Origin of the sequence: Pseudomonas sp. PDM28 (genome assembly GCF_019219115.1) — a bacterium.
Lineage (GTDB): Bacteria > Pseudomonadota > Gammaproteobacteria > Pseudomonadales > Pseudomonadaceae > Aquipseudomonas > Aquipseudomonas laurylsulfatiphila.
Genome location: NZ_JAHUWG010000008.1, coordinates 349531 through 363314, shown reverse-complemented (window position 1 = coordinate 363314; position 13784 = coordinate 349531). Strand labels below are relative to the sequence as shown.

Annotated in this window: 13 protein-coding genes; 8 read left to right on the top strand and 5 right to left on the bottom strand. The window is 62.2% G+C overall.

Annotated features, from left to right (window positions below):
• Nucleotides 1-15: 15 nt before the first annotated feature.
• Complete coding sequence (locus tag KW841_RS20225; protein WP_218479423.1) at nucleotides 16-1506, bottom strand: aldehyde dehydrogenase; 1491 nt, start codon at nucleotides 1504-1506, stop codon at nucleotides 16-18.
• 528 nt (nucleotides 1507-2034) lie between these two features.
• Between KW841_RS20225 and peaA the strand changes: the two genes are divergently transcribed.
• The 4 genes from peaA to peaD all read left to right on the top strand — a co-directional run bounded on the left by peaA (nucleotide 2035) and on the right by peaD (nucleotide 6611).
• On the top strand, nucleotides 2035-3615 hold the full coding sequence (peaA, locus tag KW841_RS20220) for a quinohemoprotein amine dehydrogenase subunit alpha (RefSeq protein WP_218479420.1): 1581 nt from the start codon (nucleotides 2035-2037) through the stop codon (nucleotides 3613-3615).
• A gap of 83 nt (nucleotides 3616-3698) precedes the next feature.
• Nucleotides 3699-5129, top strand: coding sequence for a quinohemoprotein amine dehydrogenase maturation protein (gene peaB, locus KW841_RS20215; protein WP_007971077.1), 1431 nt, complete (start codon nucleotides 3699-3701; stop codon nucleotides 5127-5129).
• 1 nt (nucleotide 5130) lies between these two features.
• Nucleotides 5131-5454: a quinohemoprotein amine dehydrogenase subunit gamma gene (gene qhpC, locus KW841_RS20210; RefSeq protein ID WP_007971075.1), complete on the top strand. Its 324-nt coding sequence runs from the start codon at nucleotides 5131-5133 to the stop codon at nucleotides 5452-5454.
• Between the two features lie 38 nt (nucleotides 5455-5492).
• Complete coding sequence (peaD, locus tag KW841_RS20205; protein ID WP_033047452.1) at nucleotides 5493-6611, top strand: quinohemoprotein amine dehydrogenase subunit beta; 1119 nt, start codon at nucleotides 5493-5495, stop codon at nucleotides 6609-6611.
• Between the two features lie 140 nt (nucleotides 6612-6751).
• On the opposite strand, the gene KW841_RS20200 is transcribed toward peaD, so the two are convergent.
• A complete protein-coding gene (locus KW841_RS20200) occupies nucleotides 6752-7153 on the bottom strand; it encodes a lysozyme inhibitor LprI family protein (protein ID WP_218479418.1) in 402 nt (133 codons plus the stop codon).
• A gap of 63 nt (nucleotides 7154-7216) precedes the next feature.
• Entirely contained in the window at nucleotides 7217-7615 is a 399-nt protein-coding gene (locus KW841_RS20195) for a GFA family protein (RefSeq protein WP_218479416.1), read from the bottom strand.
• 199 nt (nucleotides 7616-7814) lie between these two features.
• On the opposite strand from KW841_RS20195, the gene KW841_RS20190 reads away from it, so the two are divergent.
• Together KW841_RS20190 and KW841_RS20185 are read left to right on the top strand one after the other, a co-directional pair.
• Nucleotides 7815-8303, top strand: a complete 489-nt coding sequence (locus KW841_RS20190; protein ID WP_218479414.1) for an SRPBCC family protein — start codon at nucleotides 7815-7817, stop codon at nucleotides 8301-8303.
• A 204-nt stretch (nucleotides 8304-8507) separates the two neighbouring features.
• Nucleotides 8508-8645 carry a hypothetical protein gene (locus KW841_RS20185; RefSeq protein ID WP_218479411.1) on the top strand — a complete coding sequence of 46 codons (138 nt, stop codon included), beginning with the start codon at nucleotides 8508-8510 and terminating at the stop codon, nucleotides 8643-8645.
• On the opposite strand, the gene inhA is transcribed toward KW841_RS20185, so the two are convergent.
• Entirely contained in the window at nucleotides 8639-9325 is a 687-nt protein-coding gene (gene inhA, locus KW841_RS20180; RefSeq protein WP_218479409.1) for an isonitrile hydratase, read from the bottom strand. The genes KW841_RS20185 and inhA overlap by 7 nt on opposite strands.
• Before the next feature lie 88 nt (nucleotides 9326-9413).
• Here inhA and KW841_RS20175 point away from each other — a divergent pair, with 88 nt between their 5' ends.
• Nucleotides 9414-10397: a GlxA family transcriptional regulator gene (locus KW841_RS20175; protein ID WP_218479406.1), complete on the top strand. Its 984-nt coding sequence runs from the start codon at nucleotides 9414-9416 to the stop codon at nucleotides 10395-10397.
• A gap of 40 nt (nucleotides 10398-10437) precedes the next feature.
• Here the strand turns inward: KW841_RS20175 and KW841_RS20170 are convergent, their stop codons facing one another.
• The gene (locus tag KW841_RS20170) at nucleotides 10438-12261 is read right to left on the bottom strand and encodes a glycoside hydrolase family 15 protein (protein WP_218479405.1); all 1824 of its coding nucleotides are present in this window, start codon (nucleotides 12259-12261) and stop codon (nucleotides 10438-10440) included.
• Nucleotides 12262-12517: 256 nt separating this feature from the next.
• Between KW841_RS20170 and KW841_RS20165 the strand changes: the two genes are divergently transcribed.
• Nucleotides 12518-13690, top strand: coding sequence for an MFS transporter (locus KW841_RS20165; RefSeq protein ID WP_102701340.1), 1173 nt, complete (start codon nucleotides 12518-12520; stop codon nucleotides 13688-13690).
• The last annotated feature ends 94 nt before the right edge of the window (nucleotides 13691-13784 follow it).

Below are 13784 nucleotides of genomic sequence, written 5' to 3'. Positions count from 1 at the left end.
AAAGAGCGCCGACTATCAAAGTTTGATCAACACCGACTTCAACTCGGTGTAATGCTCGATCGCCGCATACCCCATCTCACGCCCGACCCCGGACATCTTGTAGCCGCCGAACGGCAACGCCGGGTCCAGCGCGCTGTGGCAGTTGACCCACACCGACCCCGACTTGATGCGCGGAATCATCCGGTGCACCGCCGCCAGATCATTCGACCAGATGCTCGCCCCCAGGCCGTAGGGGCTGTCATTGGCCATGCGCAGGGCATCGGCCTCGTCGTCGAACGGAATCGCCACCAGCACCGGGCCGAAGATTTCTTCCTGCACCAGTGAGTGCTTCTGATCGACATCGACAATCACCGTCGGCTTGACGAAGAACCCCGGGCCAAACTGCTCGCCGCCGCAGGCGATGGTCGCGCCGCTTTCCCGGCCCTTTTCGATGTACCCGTACACGCGCTCCTGCTGGCGCGCCGAGATCAACGGTCCCATGTCGACGCTCGGGTCCAGGCCGTTGCCGAGTTTCATCGCGTTGGCGATGTCGCTGATGTCCGCCACCACATTGTCGAAATGCTTGCGCTGCACATACAGCCGCGAACCTGCGCAGCAGACCTGGCCCTGATTGAAGAAAATCGCGCTGGCGGCCCCGGCCGCCGCGGTTCTCAGGTCGGCGTCGGCCATGACGATGGTCGGCGACTTGCCGCCCAGTTCCAGGGTGACCCGGGTCATGGAGTCCATGGCGATCTTGCCGATCTGCTTGCCCACCGCGGTGGAGCCGGTGAAGGTCAGCTTGTCCACCAGCGGATTGTGGGTCAGGGCGGAACCTGCGGTGATGCCGGTGCCGGTGACCACGTTGAACACGCCTTCGGGATAACCGGCCTCCAGCACCAGCTCGGCGAGTTTCAGTGCGGTCAGCGGGGTTTCATCGGCCGGTTTGAGTACAACCGTGCAACCGGTGGCCAGGGCCGGGCCGAGTTTCCAGCAGGCCAGCAGCAGCGGGAAGTTCCAGGCAACGATGGCACCGACCACGCCCACCGCTTCACGACGGATGAAGCTGTGGAACTGATCGTTGGGCATCAGCGGTGCCGACACGTCAACCGTCGAGCCTTCGATCTTGGTCGCCCAGCCGGCCATGTAGCGCAGGAAGTCGATGGCCAGTTGTACGTCCATCACCTGGGCCACGGCCGCGCTTTTACCGTTGTTCAGGCATTCCAGCTGTGCCAACAGTTCGGCGTCGCGTTGCATCAGGTCGGCGAGTTTCCACAGCAGGTTCTGCCGCTCCCGGGGGCGGGTGCGGGTCCAGGAGGAATCGTCGAACGCCTGGCGGGCGGCGAGTACGGCGCGGTCGACATCCTCCGGCGTTGCCCGTGGCACCACGCACAGCACTTCACCGGTGGCCGGGTTGTGCAGGGGCATGGTCTGGCCGTCGGCGGCCTCGACCCAGTCACCGCCGATGAGCATGCGCGGGGCGCGCTGGATGAACGCCGAAGTGGCGGGAAGCAGGTGTGGGAGCGACATGATGAAACCTCGTCTTGTTCGTGTGGCGAGGTCTTTCGCAATGGCTGTGCCAGTTGTGTTTTTTCGGCCCGTAGGCCCCATCTGCCGGGGCGTGACAGATTCTCTGCGGATCACCCTGCGAACGATAAACGTCGCAAATTGCGACGACGTGAGACGTCCCGAACACAACACCCTGTGTAGGAGCGAGCTTGCTCGCGATGGACGAAAGAGCACCACGTTTAGCCTGTAAGCACGCGTAATCGTTAACGACCATCGCGAGCAAGCTCGCTCCTACAGAAAGCTATGCTTGTCTCAGGCTGAAACAGTTGTCGCGAAATTAAACGCGGAACGCCGACGACACGATTGGCAAAACACCGGCCATTATCGGCAAATCATTGATTCATTGAGGTATTCATAAGCTGGCACGCTCCGTGTATTGCTCATCGCAGACGTTTCTCTTGCCTCCGTCAGCGGTTCACCGCCGGCGGCAGAAACCATAAAAACGCTAAGTCACAACAATAAGAACGCACCGTGCGAGGTTCGACGTTGATGAAGAGAAAACTCCGATCAGGCATGAGCGCCAGCCTGCTGGCCGTAGCGGCTTGCGTAGCGCTGCATTCGCCCTATAGCCTGGCAGCCCGCGACGCCCAGACCATCCTCAAGGAAACCTGTCAGGGCTGTCATACCCCCGAAGCCGATAACGGCCTGAGCCGCATCAGCCACCAGCGCAAGACGCCGGAAGGCTGGCTGATGAGCATTGCCCGCATGCAGACCATGCACGGGTTGCAGATCAGCGACGACGACCGTCGCACGCTGGTCAAATACCTGGCCGATACCCAGGGCCTGGCGCCGAGCGAAACCGACGGCGTGCGTTATGCGCTGGAGCGCCGGCTCAATACCGTCGAACAATTCGATGACCAGACCAGCCAGATGTGCGGCCGTTGCCACTCCGGTGCGCGGGTGGCCCTGCAACGGCGGCCGGCCCAGGAGTGGGAGCGCCTGGTGAACTTCCACCTCGGTCAATGGCCGTCACTCGAATACCAGGCCCTGTCCCGCGACCGCGACTGGTTCGATCTGGCCCGCAAAGAGATGGTGCCGCTGCTGGCCAAGCGTTACCCGCTAGACAACCCGGCCTGGAAAAAATGGCAGAGCGCCGCACCGAAAAGCGAGGCGCTGGCGGGGGACTGGAGCTTCAGCGGTCACTTACCGGGCAAAGGCGAGCTGGCCGGTGTCATGAGCGTAACCGCCGACGGCAGCGATACCTTCAAGGTCAGCGTCAAAGGCCAGTATGCCGACGGCACGCCATTCAACGGCGACGGCAGCGCGATTCTCTACACCGGCTACGAATGGCGCGGCAACGTGACCATCGATGGCGTGACCATGCGCCAGGTGTTCGCCGCGCAAGGCAATGCCATGCAGGGCCGGATGTTCGAGGCCGAACACGACGAGCGCGGCCTGGACTTCGTCGCCGCCAAACAGGGCTCCCAACGTTTGCTGGCGGTGCAACCGGGCTACGTGAAGGCCGGCAGCGAGACCGAAGTGACCCTGATCGGCAGCGGACTTTCCGGCAAGCCGAACTTCGGCAAAGGCGTGGAAGTGGTCGAAGTCGTCTCGCAGAGTCCGGAGCAGATCAAGGTCAAGCTCAAGGCCGCCGCCAATGCCCAGCCGGGCGCGCGTGCAGTCACCGTCGGCACGCTGAAAGGCCCGAGCCTGTCGGTGTACAGCAAGATCGACGCAGTCAAGGTCGTGCCTGAATTCTCGGTGGCACGGATTGGCGAGGGTGGCGGTTCGACGCCGAAGGTCCAGGGCCGTTTCGATGCCGAGGCCTGGGGCAAAGGCGCCGATGGCAAGCCGTACCGCATCGGCGTGTTCCCGGCGCAATGGAAGGTCGAAGCCTTCGACGACCGTGCCAAGGAAGACGAAGACGTCAAGTTCGCCGGCACCATGCAGGCCGACACCGGCGTGTTCACCCCGGGCGATGCCGGGCCGAACCCGGCGCGCAAGATGTCCACCAACAATGCCGGCAACCTCAAGGTGATCGCCGCCGTCGACGACGCAGGGAAATCCCTGACCGGCGAAGGCCACATGATCGTGACCGTGCAACGCTGGAACAATCCACCCATTCCATGAGTTGACTGATCTCTCACGGTTTCAGACATCTTTTTGGAATGACCGCAGGCCCCGCCAAGCGGGGCCTGCACAGGAGGTTGGCAATGGGCGCTATCTTGAATCTGGTCGAACGCAACCTGCACGAAGTGCAGGTCGATGCCGACCGCATGCTGTTTCACATCCCCAGCAGTTCGCTGTTCGCCAGCGATGAACTGACGGGCACCATCATCGATACCCTGCGCGGTCCCGGCTGTTCCTCGGACGACCTGATCCAGCGCCTGGCGGCGCGCTTCAACGGCGAGGAAATCACCGAGACCCTGCGCGAACTGATGGCCCTGGAACTGGTCAGCGACGGTTCGCCGCTGACCCCGGACATCGCCACCAAACGGGTCGAGCGCACGGCGATCAACACCGTGGTGCTGAACGTCAACACCGGCTGCAACCTGAGCTGCACCTACTGCTACAAGGAAGACCTCGACAAGCCGTCGGCCGGCAAGAAGATGGACGTCGAAACGGCCATCGCCTCGGTGGAAATGCTGCTGCGCGAATCGCCGGACGAGGAGCGTTTCACCGTGGTGTTCTTCGGCGGCGAACCGCTGAGCAACCGCAAGCTGATCGAGTACATGGTCGATTACTGTGAGAAGCGTTTTCGCGAGGCCGGCAAGTTCGTCGAATTCGTCATGACCACCAACGCCACGCTGCTCACCGAAGAAACCGTGGACTACCTCAATGCCCACCGTTTCGGGCTGTCGGTGAGCATCGATGGGCCGAAAACCGTGCACGACCGCAACCGCATCACCGTGGGCGGGCAGGGCACCTATGACGTGGTGCGGCGCAAGGCCGAGATGCTGCTGTCGCGCTACAACAGCCGTCCGGTGGGCGCGCGGGTGACCTTGACCACCGGCGTCACCGATGTCGAGACCATCTGGGATCATTTGTTCAACGAGCTGGGTTTTGCTGAAGTCGGCTTTGCCCCGGTGACTTCCGGCGATATCAGCAGCTTCAACCTGACCAGCGACGAGTTGATCGAAGTCTTCGCCAACATGAAAAAACTCGGTCGGCGCTATCTGGAAGCGGCGCTGGAGCACCGCAACATCGGTTTCTCCAACCTGCACCAGTTGATCACCGACATCCACGAAGGCCACAAAAAGGCCCTGCCGTGCGGTGCGGGCCTGAAGATGCTGGCGGTCGATCACAAGGGCGAGTTGAACCTGTGCCACCGCTTTACCGGTTCGAGCCTGCCGACCTTCGGCAACGTGCACAGCGGCGTCAAGCAGGTGGAGTTGAACGACTTCCTGTCCCAGCGCCTGGATCGCACCAACACCGGTTGCGAAGACTGTCAGATCCGCAACCTGTGCTCCGGCGGTTGCTACCACGAGAGCTACGCCCGCTACGGCGACCCGACGCACCCGACCTATCACTACTGCGAACTGATGCGTGACTGGGTCGATTTCGGCATCGAGGTCTACACCCGGATCATGGCCCATAACCCTGCGTTCATCAGCAGTTACATCACTCCGCGCAAGGCTCACTGATATGAAACATCTCAAGGCAATCAATAACAAAGCGTTGAAGCTGGATCAGGCCGCGGACGAGAACCGCATTGAGGAAGTGGTGGCCATGAGCTCCGTGGCGGGCTGTGCCTCGACCACCGACCCGGGCTGGGAAATCGATGCGTTCGGCGGTGTGTCGTCACTGTGCCAGCCGATGGAGGCCGACCTCTACGGGTGCTCCGATCCGTGCTGGTGGCCGGCCCAGGTGCCCGACATGATGAGCACCTACCCGGACTGGAACAAGGATGCCCAGGCGTCCAACGAAAACTGGCGCAACCTCGGCACTGTCTTCCCCAAGGACAAGTGATGCCCTTGAAAGCAGCGTATAACAAGAAGGATTCCAGCATGCACAGCATCAAAGCCTGCGGCCTGGCCGCGTTTGCCGTCCTGAGCAGTTGTTCGGTCAGTGTCCTGGCCGATGAAAACACCGCGCTGCAGGACGGTCACGAATACATGTTGACCACCAACTACCCCAACAACCTGCACGTGATCGACCTGGCCACCGACACCTTGTACAAGACCTGCAAGATGCCTGACGCCTTCGGCCCCGGCACCGTGCAATTGTCGCCGGATCGCAAGACCGCCTACGTGCTGAACAACCACTATGCGGATGTCTACGGCGTCGAACTGGACAGCTGCAAACAGGTGTTCCACGCCAGCATCACCCAGAAGCCGGGGGAGAAGGCCAAGTCGATGTTCGCCTTCACCCTCAGCCATGACGGCAAGGAACTGTTCACCATCGCCAACCCGACGCTGATGATGAACGACCGCTACGAAGTGCAGCAGCCTCGGCTCGACGTGTACAAGACCGACGCCGGCATGGATGCCAAGCCGGTGCGCAGCTTCCCGGCGCCAAGGCAGCTGACCATCATGCAGAGTGGCGACGACGGCACCTTGTATGTAGCCGGGGCGGACGTCTACAAGGTCAATGTGCAGACCGGCAAGTTCGACGTGCTGATCCCCAGCCGTCACTGGAAACGCCCGAACTACAGCGCGCCGGACGTGCTCTACGTGTGGAACCAGCAGACGTACCGGCATGATTTCTCGCTGCTCTACACCGCCGCGAAATTCAAGGACAAGAAGCAGGACCCGGCCACCGCCGAATACCTGTACGGCCTGTTCAGCGTCGACCTGAAAACCGGCAAGACCGAAACCACCGACTTCGGGCCACTGACGGAAATCTATTTCAGCGGCATGCGCTCGCCCAAGGACCCGAACCTGATGTTTGGCGTGCTCAATCGGTTGGCCAAGTACGACATCAAGGAGAAGAAAATGCTCCAGGCGGCGACGCTTGATCACTCCTACTACTGCATTTCCTTCAACAAGGACGGCAGCAAGATCTACCTGGCCGGGACGTTCAACGACGTGGCGATCTTCGATGCCGACAGCCTGAAACAGACGGGCAGCATCAAATTGCCGGGCGGGGACATGGCGATTACCACGGCGCAGATATTTGTCCGGTAATTGCGGCGACTGAACTGAAGCCTTCGCGGGCAAGCCCGCTCCCACAGTGGATTGGTGGTGTGCTCACTATTGTGTGAACACCGCTGAACCCTGTGGGAGCGGGCTTGCCCGCGAAGAGGCCCGCAAAAACACTGAAAATCTCAGCCCCCCGGCACCGGACAACTCATATCCCCTTCCTGGCACTTCAGATAGTTCTTGAACGTCTGCACCCGCGCCTTGGTCAATTCCGTCACGCAATTACTGTAGATCAGCGGATACACACTCCCGCCTTCCACCCCGGACGCCGAGAACTTGCACTCGGCATCGCGGAACGCCACCCACGCCCGCTGCGCACCCACCAGCAGCTTCTTGTTGTCCGGGTTGCCCTTGAATCGCGAAGTGATCTGCTGGTACAGCGCATTCAATTCCTTGTCGGCGGCCGCATTCTGCTGCGCCGCGCACTGGTTCATCGTCGCCTGGTCGCTGGCGTTGTCGCAGTCCACGGCGACCGCCATGGGGGTGAACAGCAGGGGCGTCAATGCCAATAGTAAGCGTGGGTTCATGCCGGATTACTCGCTGTGACCGAATGTTGAGGTGCAGTGTAGCCGTGTGACGGATTCAGTCCGCTACGCTTGCCACTGCGCATGCTTTTCCACCGATGGGTATTCAAGCCAAGGCACATCATGAGACGTCCAGATATGCGCTTGGGGGGTCATTTTCGGGTCATCATCCAGTGTCGCCACACGAACAATCACGTGAGGCTGGGCCGGCCGCTCGGCCATCAGGTGTGAACCGCAGACCGAACAGAAATATCGAAACTTGCCCGGCGACGATTCGTAGCGGCTCAGGCGATCCTGGCCTTTGATCCAGCGAAAGTGCTCGCGCATGACCCCGGCGGTCGATGCAAACGCTGCCGCGTGAGCCTTGCGGCAGGTTTGGCAATGGCAGTGGCTGATGGGCATGTCGAGGCTATCGAGTTGGTATTCGATGGTTTTACACAGGCAACTGCCGCGCAGGTTTTTCATGGACGACTCCTTTCGTGGGGCGATCTGGAGGGAGAACGTTAGCAGTTTCCAGGCTCTGACTTTTCTCCGGCCCCAGAACTTATCCCCGCAAATGCAACCGAATATCTCAGGCATGGTTGATTGCCCATCCCGATTGGTACAACTTTAGGGTTGGTCTTGTGGTCTTACTGACCTACTGTTCAAGTACAGGAGGTGACTTATGAACCCCGCATCTGATCGCATCGAAAGGAAAATCCTGCTCAAGGCCAAGCGTTCGCAGGTCTGGCGCGTGCTGGCCAATGCCGAAGAGTTCGGACAGTGGTTTGGCGTGGAACTGGAAGGCAAGCGTTTTGTCGCAGGCGAGTGGACCCAGGGGCAGATTACCTACCCCGGTTATGAGCATTTGCGCTGGAATGTACTGGTGGAGCGGGTCGAGCCGGAACGGCTGTTTTCGTTTCGCTGGCACCCTTATGCGATAGAGCCGGAGTTCGATTACTCCCAGGAACCCACCACCCTGGTGAAGTTCGAGCTCGAAGACATGGATGACGGCACGCTTCTCAAGGTGTCCGAGTCGGGTTTCGACCACATTCCCCAGCATCGTCGCCTCAAGGCGTTCCGGATGGACAGCCGTGGTTGGGATGAGCAGATGAGCAACATCGAACAGTTTCTTGTGGAAAAGGCCAAGGCCCACGAGCTTCAGGGTGACTGACCAGAGCCTGGCAGTCGAAAGTCAGCTGGAAGTCGCGAAACTCGTGGCCTCCAGGCTCGACGCCTGAGGCCTCTAAGGGTTTTCGGAAGGTGGCTTATAGCGAATGTCTTACACGCGATGGTAGCGATATCGCCTGTTACAATTTGGATCCGATGCGTATTCTGGCCTCACCCACTGAAGCACAGGATGTGCTCAGGATCACGGATGATCGACCATATGCAAGGAACGCTGCGACAAGGAGTCGTCATGGTCTTGGAAAAACCCGCTTCGGCGGGTTTTTTTGTGGCCGCAGGAAAAGTCGGGGCGGCAGGAAGCGTGTTCCTGCCGCCACTTTTTTACTGACGATCGAGTTTCGCCGCTGCGCGCTCGGTGATTTCCGCCCGCAGCTTCAATGAGCCGGCAGCCCGCTGGCGAGCTTCCTCCAGCACACTGGCCGGCGCCGTCTCGGGGCTGCCCGCCGTAAACGGCGGGGCCGGAGCGTACTCCAGTTGCAACTGCACCAACTCGGCGGTGGCCGGGTCGAACAGCTCGGCGGCCAGGGTCAGGGCGAAGTCGATACCGGCGGTGATCCCGCCTCCGGTCAACAGATGGCCGTCGCGAACCACCCGATCCTTTACCGGGATTGCGCCCAGCGGCTTGAGCAACTCGTGATAGGCCCAGTGAGTGGTGGCGCGTTTGCCCTTGAGCAATCCCGCCGCGCCCAGTACCAGTGCGCCGGTGCACACTGACGTGATGTACCGGGCGTTGGCGGCCTGGGCCCTGAGGAAGTCCAGGGTCTGGTCATCTTCCATCAACGGCCCGACGCCACTGCCACCGGGTACGCAGATCACGTCCAGCGCCGGGCAATCCTCGAAAGTGGTCGTCGGTTTCAACAGCAGGCCGGTGCTGGCAGTGACCGGCATCAGGTCCTTCCAGATCAGATGCACTTTCACATCCGGCAGCGAGGCCAGTACGTCATAAGGGCCGGTCAGGTCCAGTTGCTGAACCTGTGGAAACAACAGAAAGCCGATCTGCAACGTCATGGTGTTTTCTCGTGAAGTGGGGTGGACGGGTTGACTGTAGGCTCGTAGGATTTGGCGTATACGCCAATATCCCCACGAATTACGCCAAATGTCGAAAACCATCCATGTACTCGCGTTCGCCAACGTGCAATTGCTCGACGTCACCGGGCCATTGCAGGTTTTCGCCTCGGCCAACGACATTGCCCGTCAGCAAGGCCTGCCGCCACCCTACGCGCCGACGGTGATTGCCAGCGGCGGCGGGGCGGTGATGTCGTCGGCCGGCCTGGCGCTGTTGGCCGAAACCTTACCGGATGACGGCACTGACACCCTGATCATCGCCGGTGGCTGGGGTGTCTACGCGGCGGCGCAAGATGCGTCGTTGGTCGCCTGGGTGCGCGAGCATGCCCGTGGCTGCCGACGGGTTTCCTCGGTGTGTACCGGTGCGTTTCTGCTGGCGGCCAGCGGCTGGCTCGATGGCCGGCGGGTGGTCACCCACTGGACCCGCTGCGAGCAACTGGCGCAACAGCACCCGCGCTTGCAGGTCGAACCCAACCCGATCTTCATCAACGACGGCCCGGTCTGGACCTCGGCCGGCGTGACGGCCGGCATCGACCTCGCGCTGGCCATGGTCGAACAGGACCTGGGGCGCAACATGGCCCTGGACGTCGCCCGGCAACTGGTGGTGTTTCTCAAGCGTCCGGGTGGCCAGTCGCAATTCAGCGTGACCTTGTCCCTGCAACAGGAAGGCCAGCGATTCGACGAACTTCACGCCTGGATCAGCGAAAACCTGACCAAGGACCTCGGCATCCCGACCCTGGCCTTGCAGGCCGGCATGAGCGAACGCAGCTTCGTGCGCCACTACCGCGCCGACACCGGCCAGACCCCGGCCCGGGCCATCGAACTGATCCGCGTCGAAACCGCACGGCGTCTGCTCAGCGATACCGGAGTGCCGATCAAACGGGTGGCGGTGCAATGCGGCTTCGGCAGCGAAGAAACCCTGCGCCGCAGCTTCCTGCGGGCCATGGGGGTGACGCCGCAGGCTTATCGGGAGCGGTTTTCGGTCAGTGCCGGAGTAGATCCAGTAGTGCCTTGAGTCACCTTCTGCCTGCATTCGAGCATTGTTTGACCCGTACTCAAGGCTGCCAAACAACCTTCTCCCCACTCAACCTTCTATCCAGAAAACACGCCGCACTGATCAACGCCAAGTGCGTCAGCGCCTGCGGCGTGTTGCCCATGTGCCGCCCATGGCTGTCGAACTCTTCGGCATACAACCCCAGCGGGTTGGCGTACCTGAGCAGCTGTTCGAACTCCAGGTGGGCCTTGTCGAGCTGGCCGGCGCGGGCCAGGCATTCGACGTACCAGAACGAGCAGGCGGCGAAGGCGCCTTCGCTGCCGGGCAGGCCGTCGATCCGGCTGTCGTCGTTGCGGTAGCGGTAGATCATGCCGTCGCGCACCAGGCTCTTTTCGATGGCTTGCAGGGTTGCCAGCCAGCGCGGGTCGCGGGCGCTGACGAAGCGCACCAGCGGCATCAGCAGCATCGAACCGTCCAGGCCGGTGCCGCCGATGTGCTGGACGAAATGCCCGTGCTCCTCATTCCAGAAGTTTTCCCAGATGTCGGCATGGATCGCCTGGCGGGTCTGGTCCCAGCGGGCGAACGGGGCGGGCAGTGAGCGTTTGGACGCGAGGCGGATGGCGCGGTCCAGGGCGACCCAGCACATCAGCCGTGAATGCAGGAAGTGATACTGCTCACCGCGCATTTCCCAGATGCCGACGTCCTTTTGTTCCCAGGTCTGGCAAACCTGGTCGATGACTTCCACCGTGTGTTTCCAGCCTTCATGGGAGATGGCTTCGCCGTACTTGTTGACCAGGTAAATCGCGTCCATCAGCTCGCCAAAGATGTCGAGCTGGACCTGTTGGTACGCCTGGTTGCCGATGCGCACCGGTTGTGCGCCACCGTGACCGGACAGGTGCGTCAGCTCGATTTCCGGCAACTCCTGGCGACCGTCGATGGCATACAGGATGTTGAGTTTCATCGGCTTGCCCCGGCAGTCGCTGACCCGCCCGCGCAACCAGCGCATGTAGGCGTTGGCCTCTTCGACGAAGCCCAGGCGCATGAACGCATAGACCGTGAACGAAGCGTCTCGGATCCAGGTGAAGCGATAGTCCCAGTTGCGCTCGCCACCGGGGCTCTCCGGCAGGCCGAAAGTAGCCGCGGCGAGAATGGCGCCGTGCTTGCGCGAGGTCAGCAGCTTCATGGCCAGGGCCGAGCGGTTAACCCTCTCGCGCCAGCGCCCGCGGTAGTTGGACTGGCCGATCCAGTCGCGCCAGAACTTCAGGGTGCGTTCCAGGCACAGATCGGCGGCACCCTCCTTGAAGCGTGGGTCGCCAGGCGCACCGAGCAGGAGCTGGGCGGTCTGGTCTTGCTCAAGGGTGAACTGCGCGACCGCCCCATTGGCATCAATGTGCATGGCTTGATCGGCGCACAGGCGCAGGGACGGCTGGTCGGCAGCCGCGAAGATCACGTCATTCTTATCCATGCTCGCGCGGGTGCTGGCGCGGGCGTAGTCATGGCGCACCGCGCAACGCATGTGGAAGGTGGCGCGGCCGTTGACCACGCGGATCCGCCGCATCAGCAGTGGCAGGTCGTCTTCGGTGTCGCCGACGGGCAGCAGGTCGGTGAGCTCGACCACCGCCTGGTCACTGAGCCAACGGGTTTGCAACACGTTGGTGTCGGGCAGGTAAATCTGTTCGCGGCGGGCGTCGGGCAAGTCCGGCGACAGCTGGAAAATCCCCGCCTCGGGGGTGTCCAGCAGTGAGCAGAAAATCGACGGACTGTCGAACTCCGGCCAGCAGAAAAAATCCACGCTGCCCTTGTCGTTGACCAGCGCCGCGCTGCGCATGTCGCCGATGATGCCGTGGGCGTCGATGGGGCTTTGGCGTTCGGGGTGATCAGCCATTGTCGCGCAACTCCGGGAACCTGGGGGCCTAAGTAGCTGACTGGTTTGGGGGGGCGAGAGTTCATTTGGCGGGGGCGTGCGTTGTCTGTACTGGCCCCTTCGCGAGCAGGCTCGCTCCCACAAAGGACGGCGTACAGCGATCAACTGTGGGAGCGAGCCTGCTCGCGAATGGGCCTTCACATTCAATCAACAATTTGCTGCTTCCCCCGCAATCAGCCGTTATGGCAACGTGCAGTCCCCTGATGAGACCTGACCCATGGCAAACCCCTACCGCGAGTTGTTCAAAGCCCCCGGCAGCGGCGCATTCGTACTGGCCGGCATGCTCGCGCGCATGCCGATTTCCATGACCGGCATCGGCCTGATCACCATGCTCTCGCAGTTGCAGGGTGGCTACGGTCTGGCGGGCGCGGTGGCGGCGACGTTCGCCCTGGCCACGGCGTTTTGCGCACCGCAGGTCTCGCGGCTGGTGGATCGGTATGGCCAGGGACGGATTCTGCCGGTGGCGGCGCTGCTCGGCGGTGGGGCCCTGTTGTTGCTGTTGCTGTGCACGCGGTTGCAGGCGCCGCACTGGACGCTGTTTGTCTTCGCTGCGCTGGCCGGTTGCATGCCGAGCATGTCGGCGATGGTGCGGGCGCGCTGGACCGAGGTGTATCGCGGTCGCCCCGAGCTGCAGACTGCCTACGCCCTGGAATCGGTACTGGATGAAGTCTGCTTCATCGTCGGGCCGCCGCTTTCCGTTGGCCTGTGTGTGGTGGCGTTTCCCGAGGCCGGGCCATTGGCAGCCTTGCTGGCGCTGGCCGTCGGCGTCACCGCGTTCGTGTTGCAGCGCAGCACGGAGCCGCCGGTACATCCCCACGAAGATCACCATCAAGGCTCGATCATCCGTTCCCGCGACATTCAATTGCTGATGCTGTTGATGGTCGCCATGGGCACCATCGTCGGCGTGGTGGACGTGGTCAGCGTGGCCTTCGCCCAGCAGCAGGGTCAACCGGCGGCGGCGAGCATCGTGCTGTCGGTGTACGCCATCGGCTCGTGCCTGGCCGGGCTGGCCTTCGGCGCACTGCGTTCGAAAGTACCGCTGGCGCGCCTGTTCCTGTACGGCGGCGTGGCAACGGCGGTGACCACCTTGCCGTTGTTGCTGGCGGCGAACATTCTCGGCTTGTCGCTGGCGGTGTTTGTCGCGGGGCTGTTTTTTGCTCCGACGCTGATCGTCGCCATGGCCCTGGTGGAGCAGATCGTGCCGCCGGCCAAACTCACCGAAGGCCTGACCTGGCTGGTCACCGGGCTGAGCATCGGCGTAGCGATCGGCGCCGCCGGCTCCGGCTGGCTGGTGGACGCCTTCGGCGCGCGCAGCGGGTTCTGGCTGGCGATTGCGGCGGGGGCGGTGGTGCTCGGCTCGGCGATCCCGAGCTATCGCCATCTGAAATGAAGATCGACCTGTGGGGCATTTCCCTGTGGGAGCGAGCTTGCTCGCGATGGCGCAGTATCAGTCGGCATCATTGGTGTCTGACACGCCCCCATCG

Bases quoted from the DNA above. Each gene is read 5' to 3' on its own strand.
- peaD (WP_033047452.1), top strand. From the start codon at position 5,493: ATGCACAGCATCAAAGCCTGCGGCCTGGCCGCGTTTGCCGTCCTGAGC.
- peaA (WP_218479420.1), top strand. From the start codon at position 2,035: ATGAAGAGAAAACTCCGATCAGGCATGAGCGCCAGCCTGCTGGCCGTA.
- KW841_RS20225 (WP_218479423.1), bottom strand. From the start codon at position 1,506: ATGTCGCTCCCACACCTGCTTCCCGCCACTTCGGCGTTCATCCAGCGC.
- inhA (WP_218479409.1), bottom strand. From the start codon at position 9,325: ATGACGTTGCAGATCGGCTTTCTGTTGTTTCCACAGGTTCAGCAACTG.
- peaB (WP_007971077.1), top strand. From the start codon at position 3,699: ATGGGCGCTATCTTGAATCTGGTCGAACGCAACCTGCACGAAGTGCAG.
- KW841_RS20190 (WP_218479414.1), top strand. From the start codon at position 7,815: ATGAACCCCGCATCTGATCGCATCGAAAGGAAAATCCTGCTCAAGGCC.
- KW841_RS20175 (WP_218479406.1), top strand. From the start codon at position 9,414: ATGTCGAAAACCATCCATGTACTCGCGTTCGCCAACGTGCAATTGCTC.
- KW841_RS20195 (WP_218479416.1), bottom strand. From the start codon at position 7,615: ATGAAAAACCTGCGCGGCAGTTGCCTGTGTAAAACCATCGAATACCAA.
- qhpC (WP_007971075.1), top strand. From the start codon at position 5,131: ATGAAACATCTCAAGGCAATCAATAACAAAGCGTTGAAGCTGGATCAG.
- KW841_RS20170 (WP_218479405.1), bottom strand. From the start codon at position 12,261: ATGGCTGATCACCCCGAACGCCAAAGCCCCATCGACGCCCACGGCATC.
- KW841_RS20200 (WP_218479418.1), bottom strand. From the start codon at position 7,153: ATGAACCCACGCTTACTATTGGCATTGACGCCCCTGCTGTTCACCCCC.
- KW841_RS20185 (WP_218479411.1), top strand. From the start codon at position 8,508: ATGATCGACCATATGCAAGGAACGCTGCGACAAGGAGTCGTCATGGTC.
- KW841_RS20165 (WP_102701340.1), top strand. From the start codon at position 12,518: ATGGCAAACCCCTACCGCGAGTTGTTCAAAGCCCCCGGCAGCGGCGCA.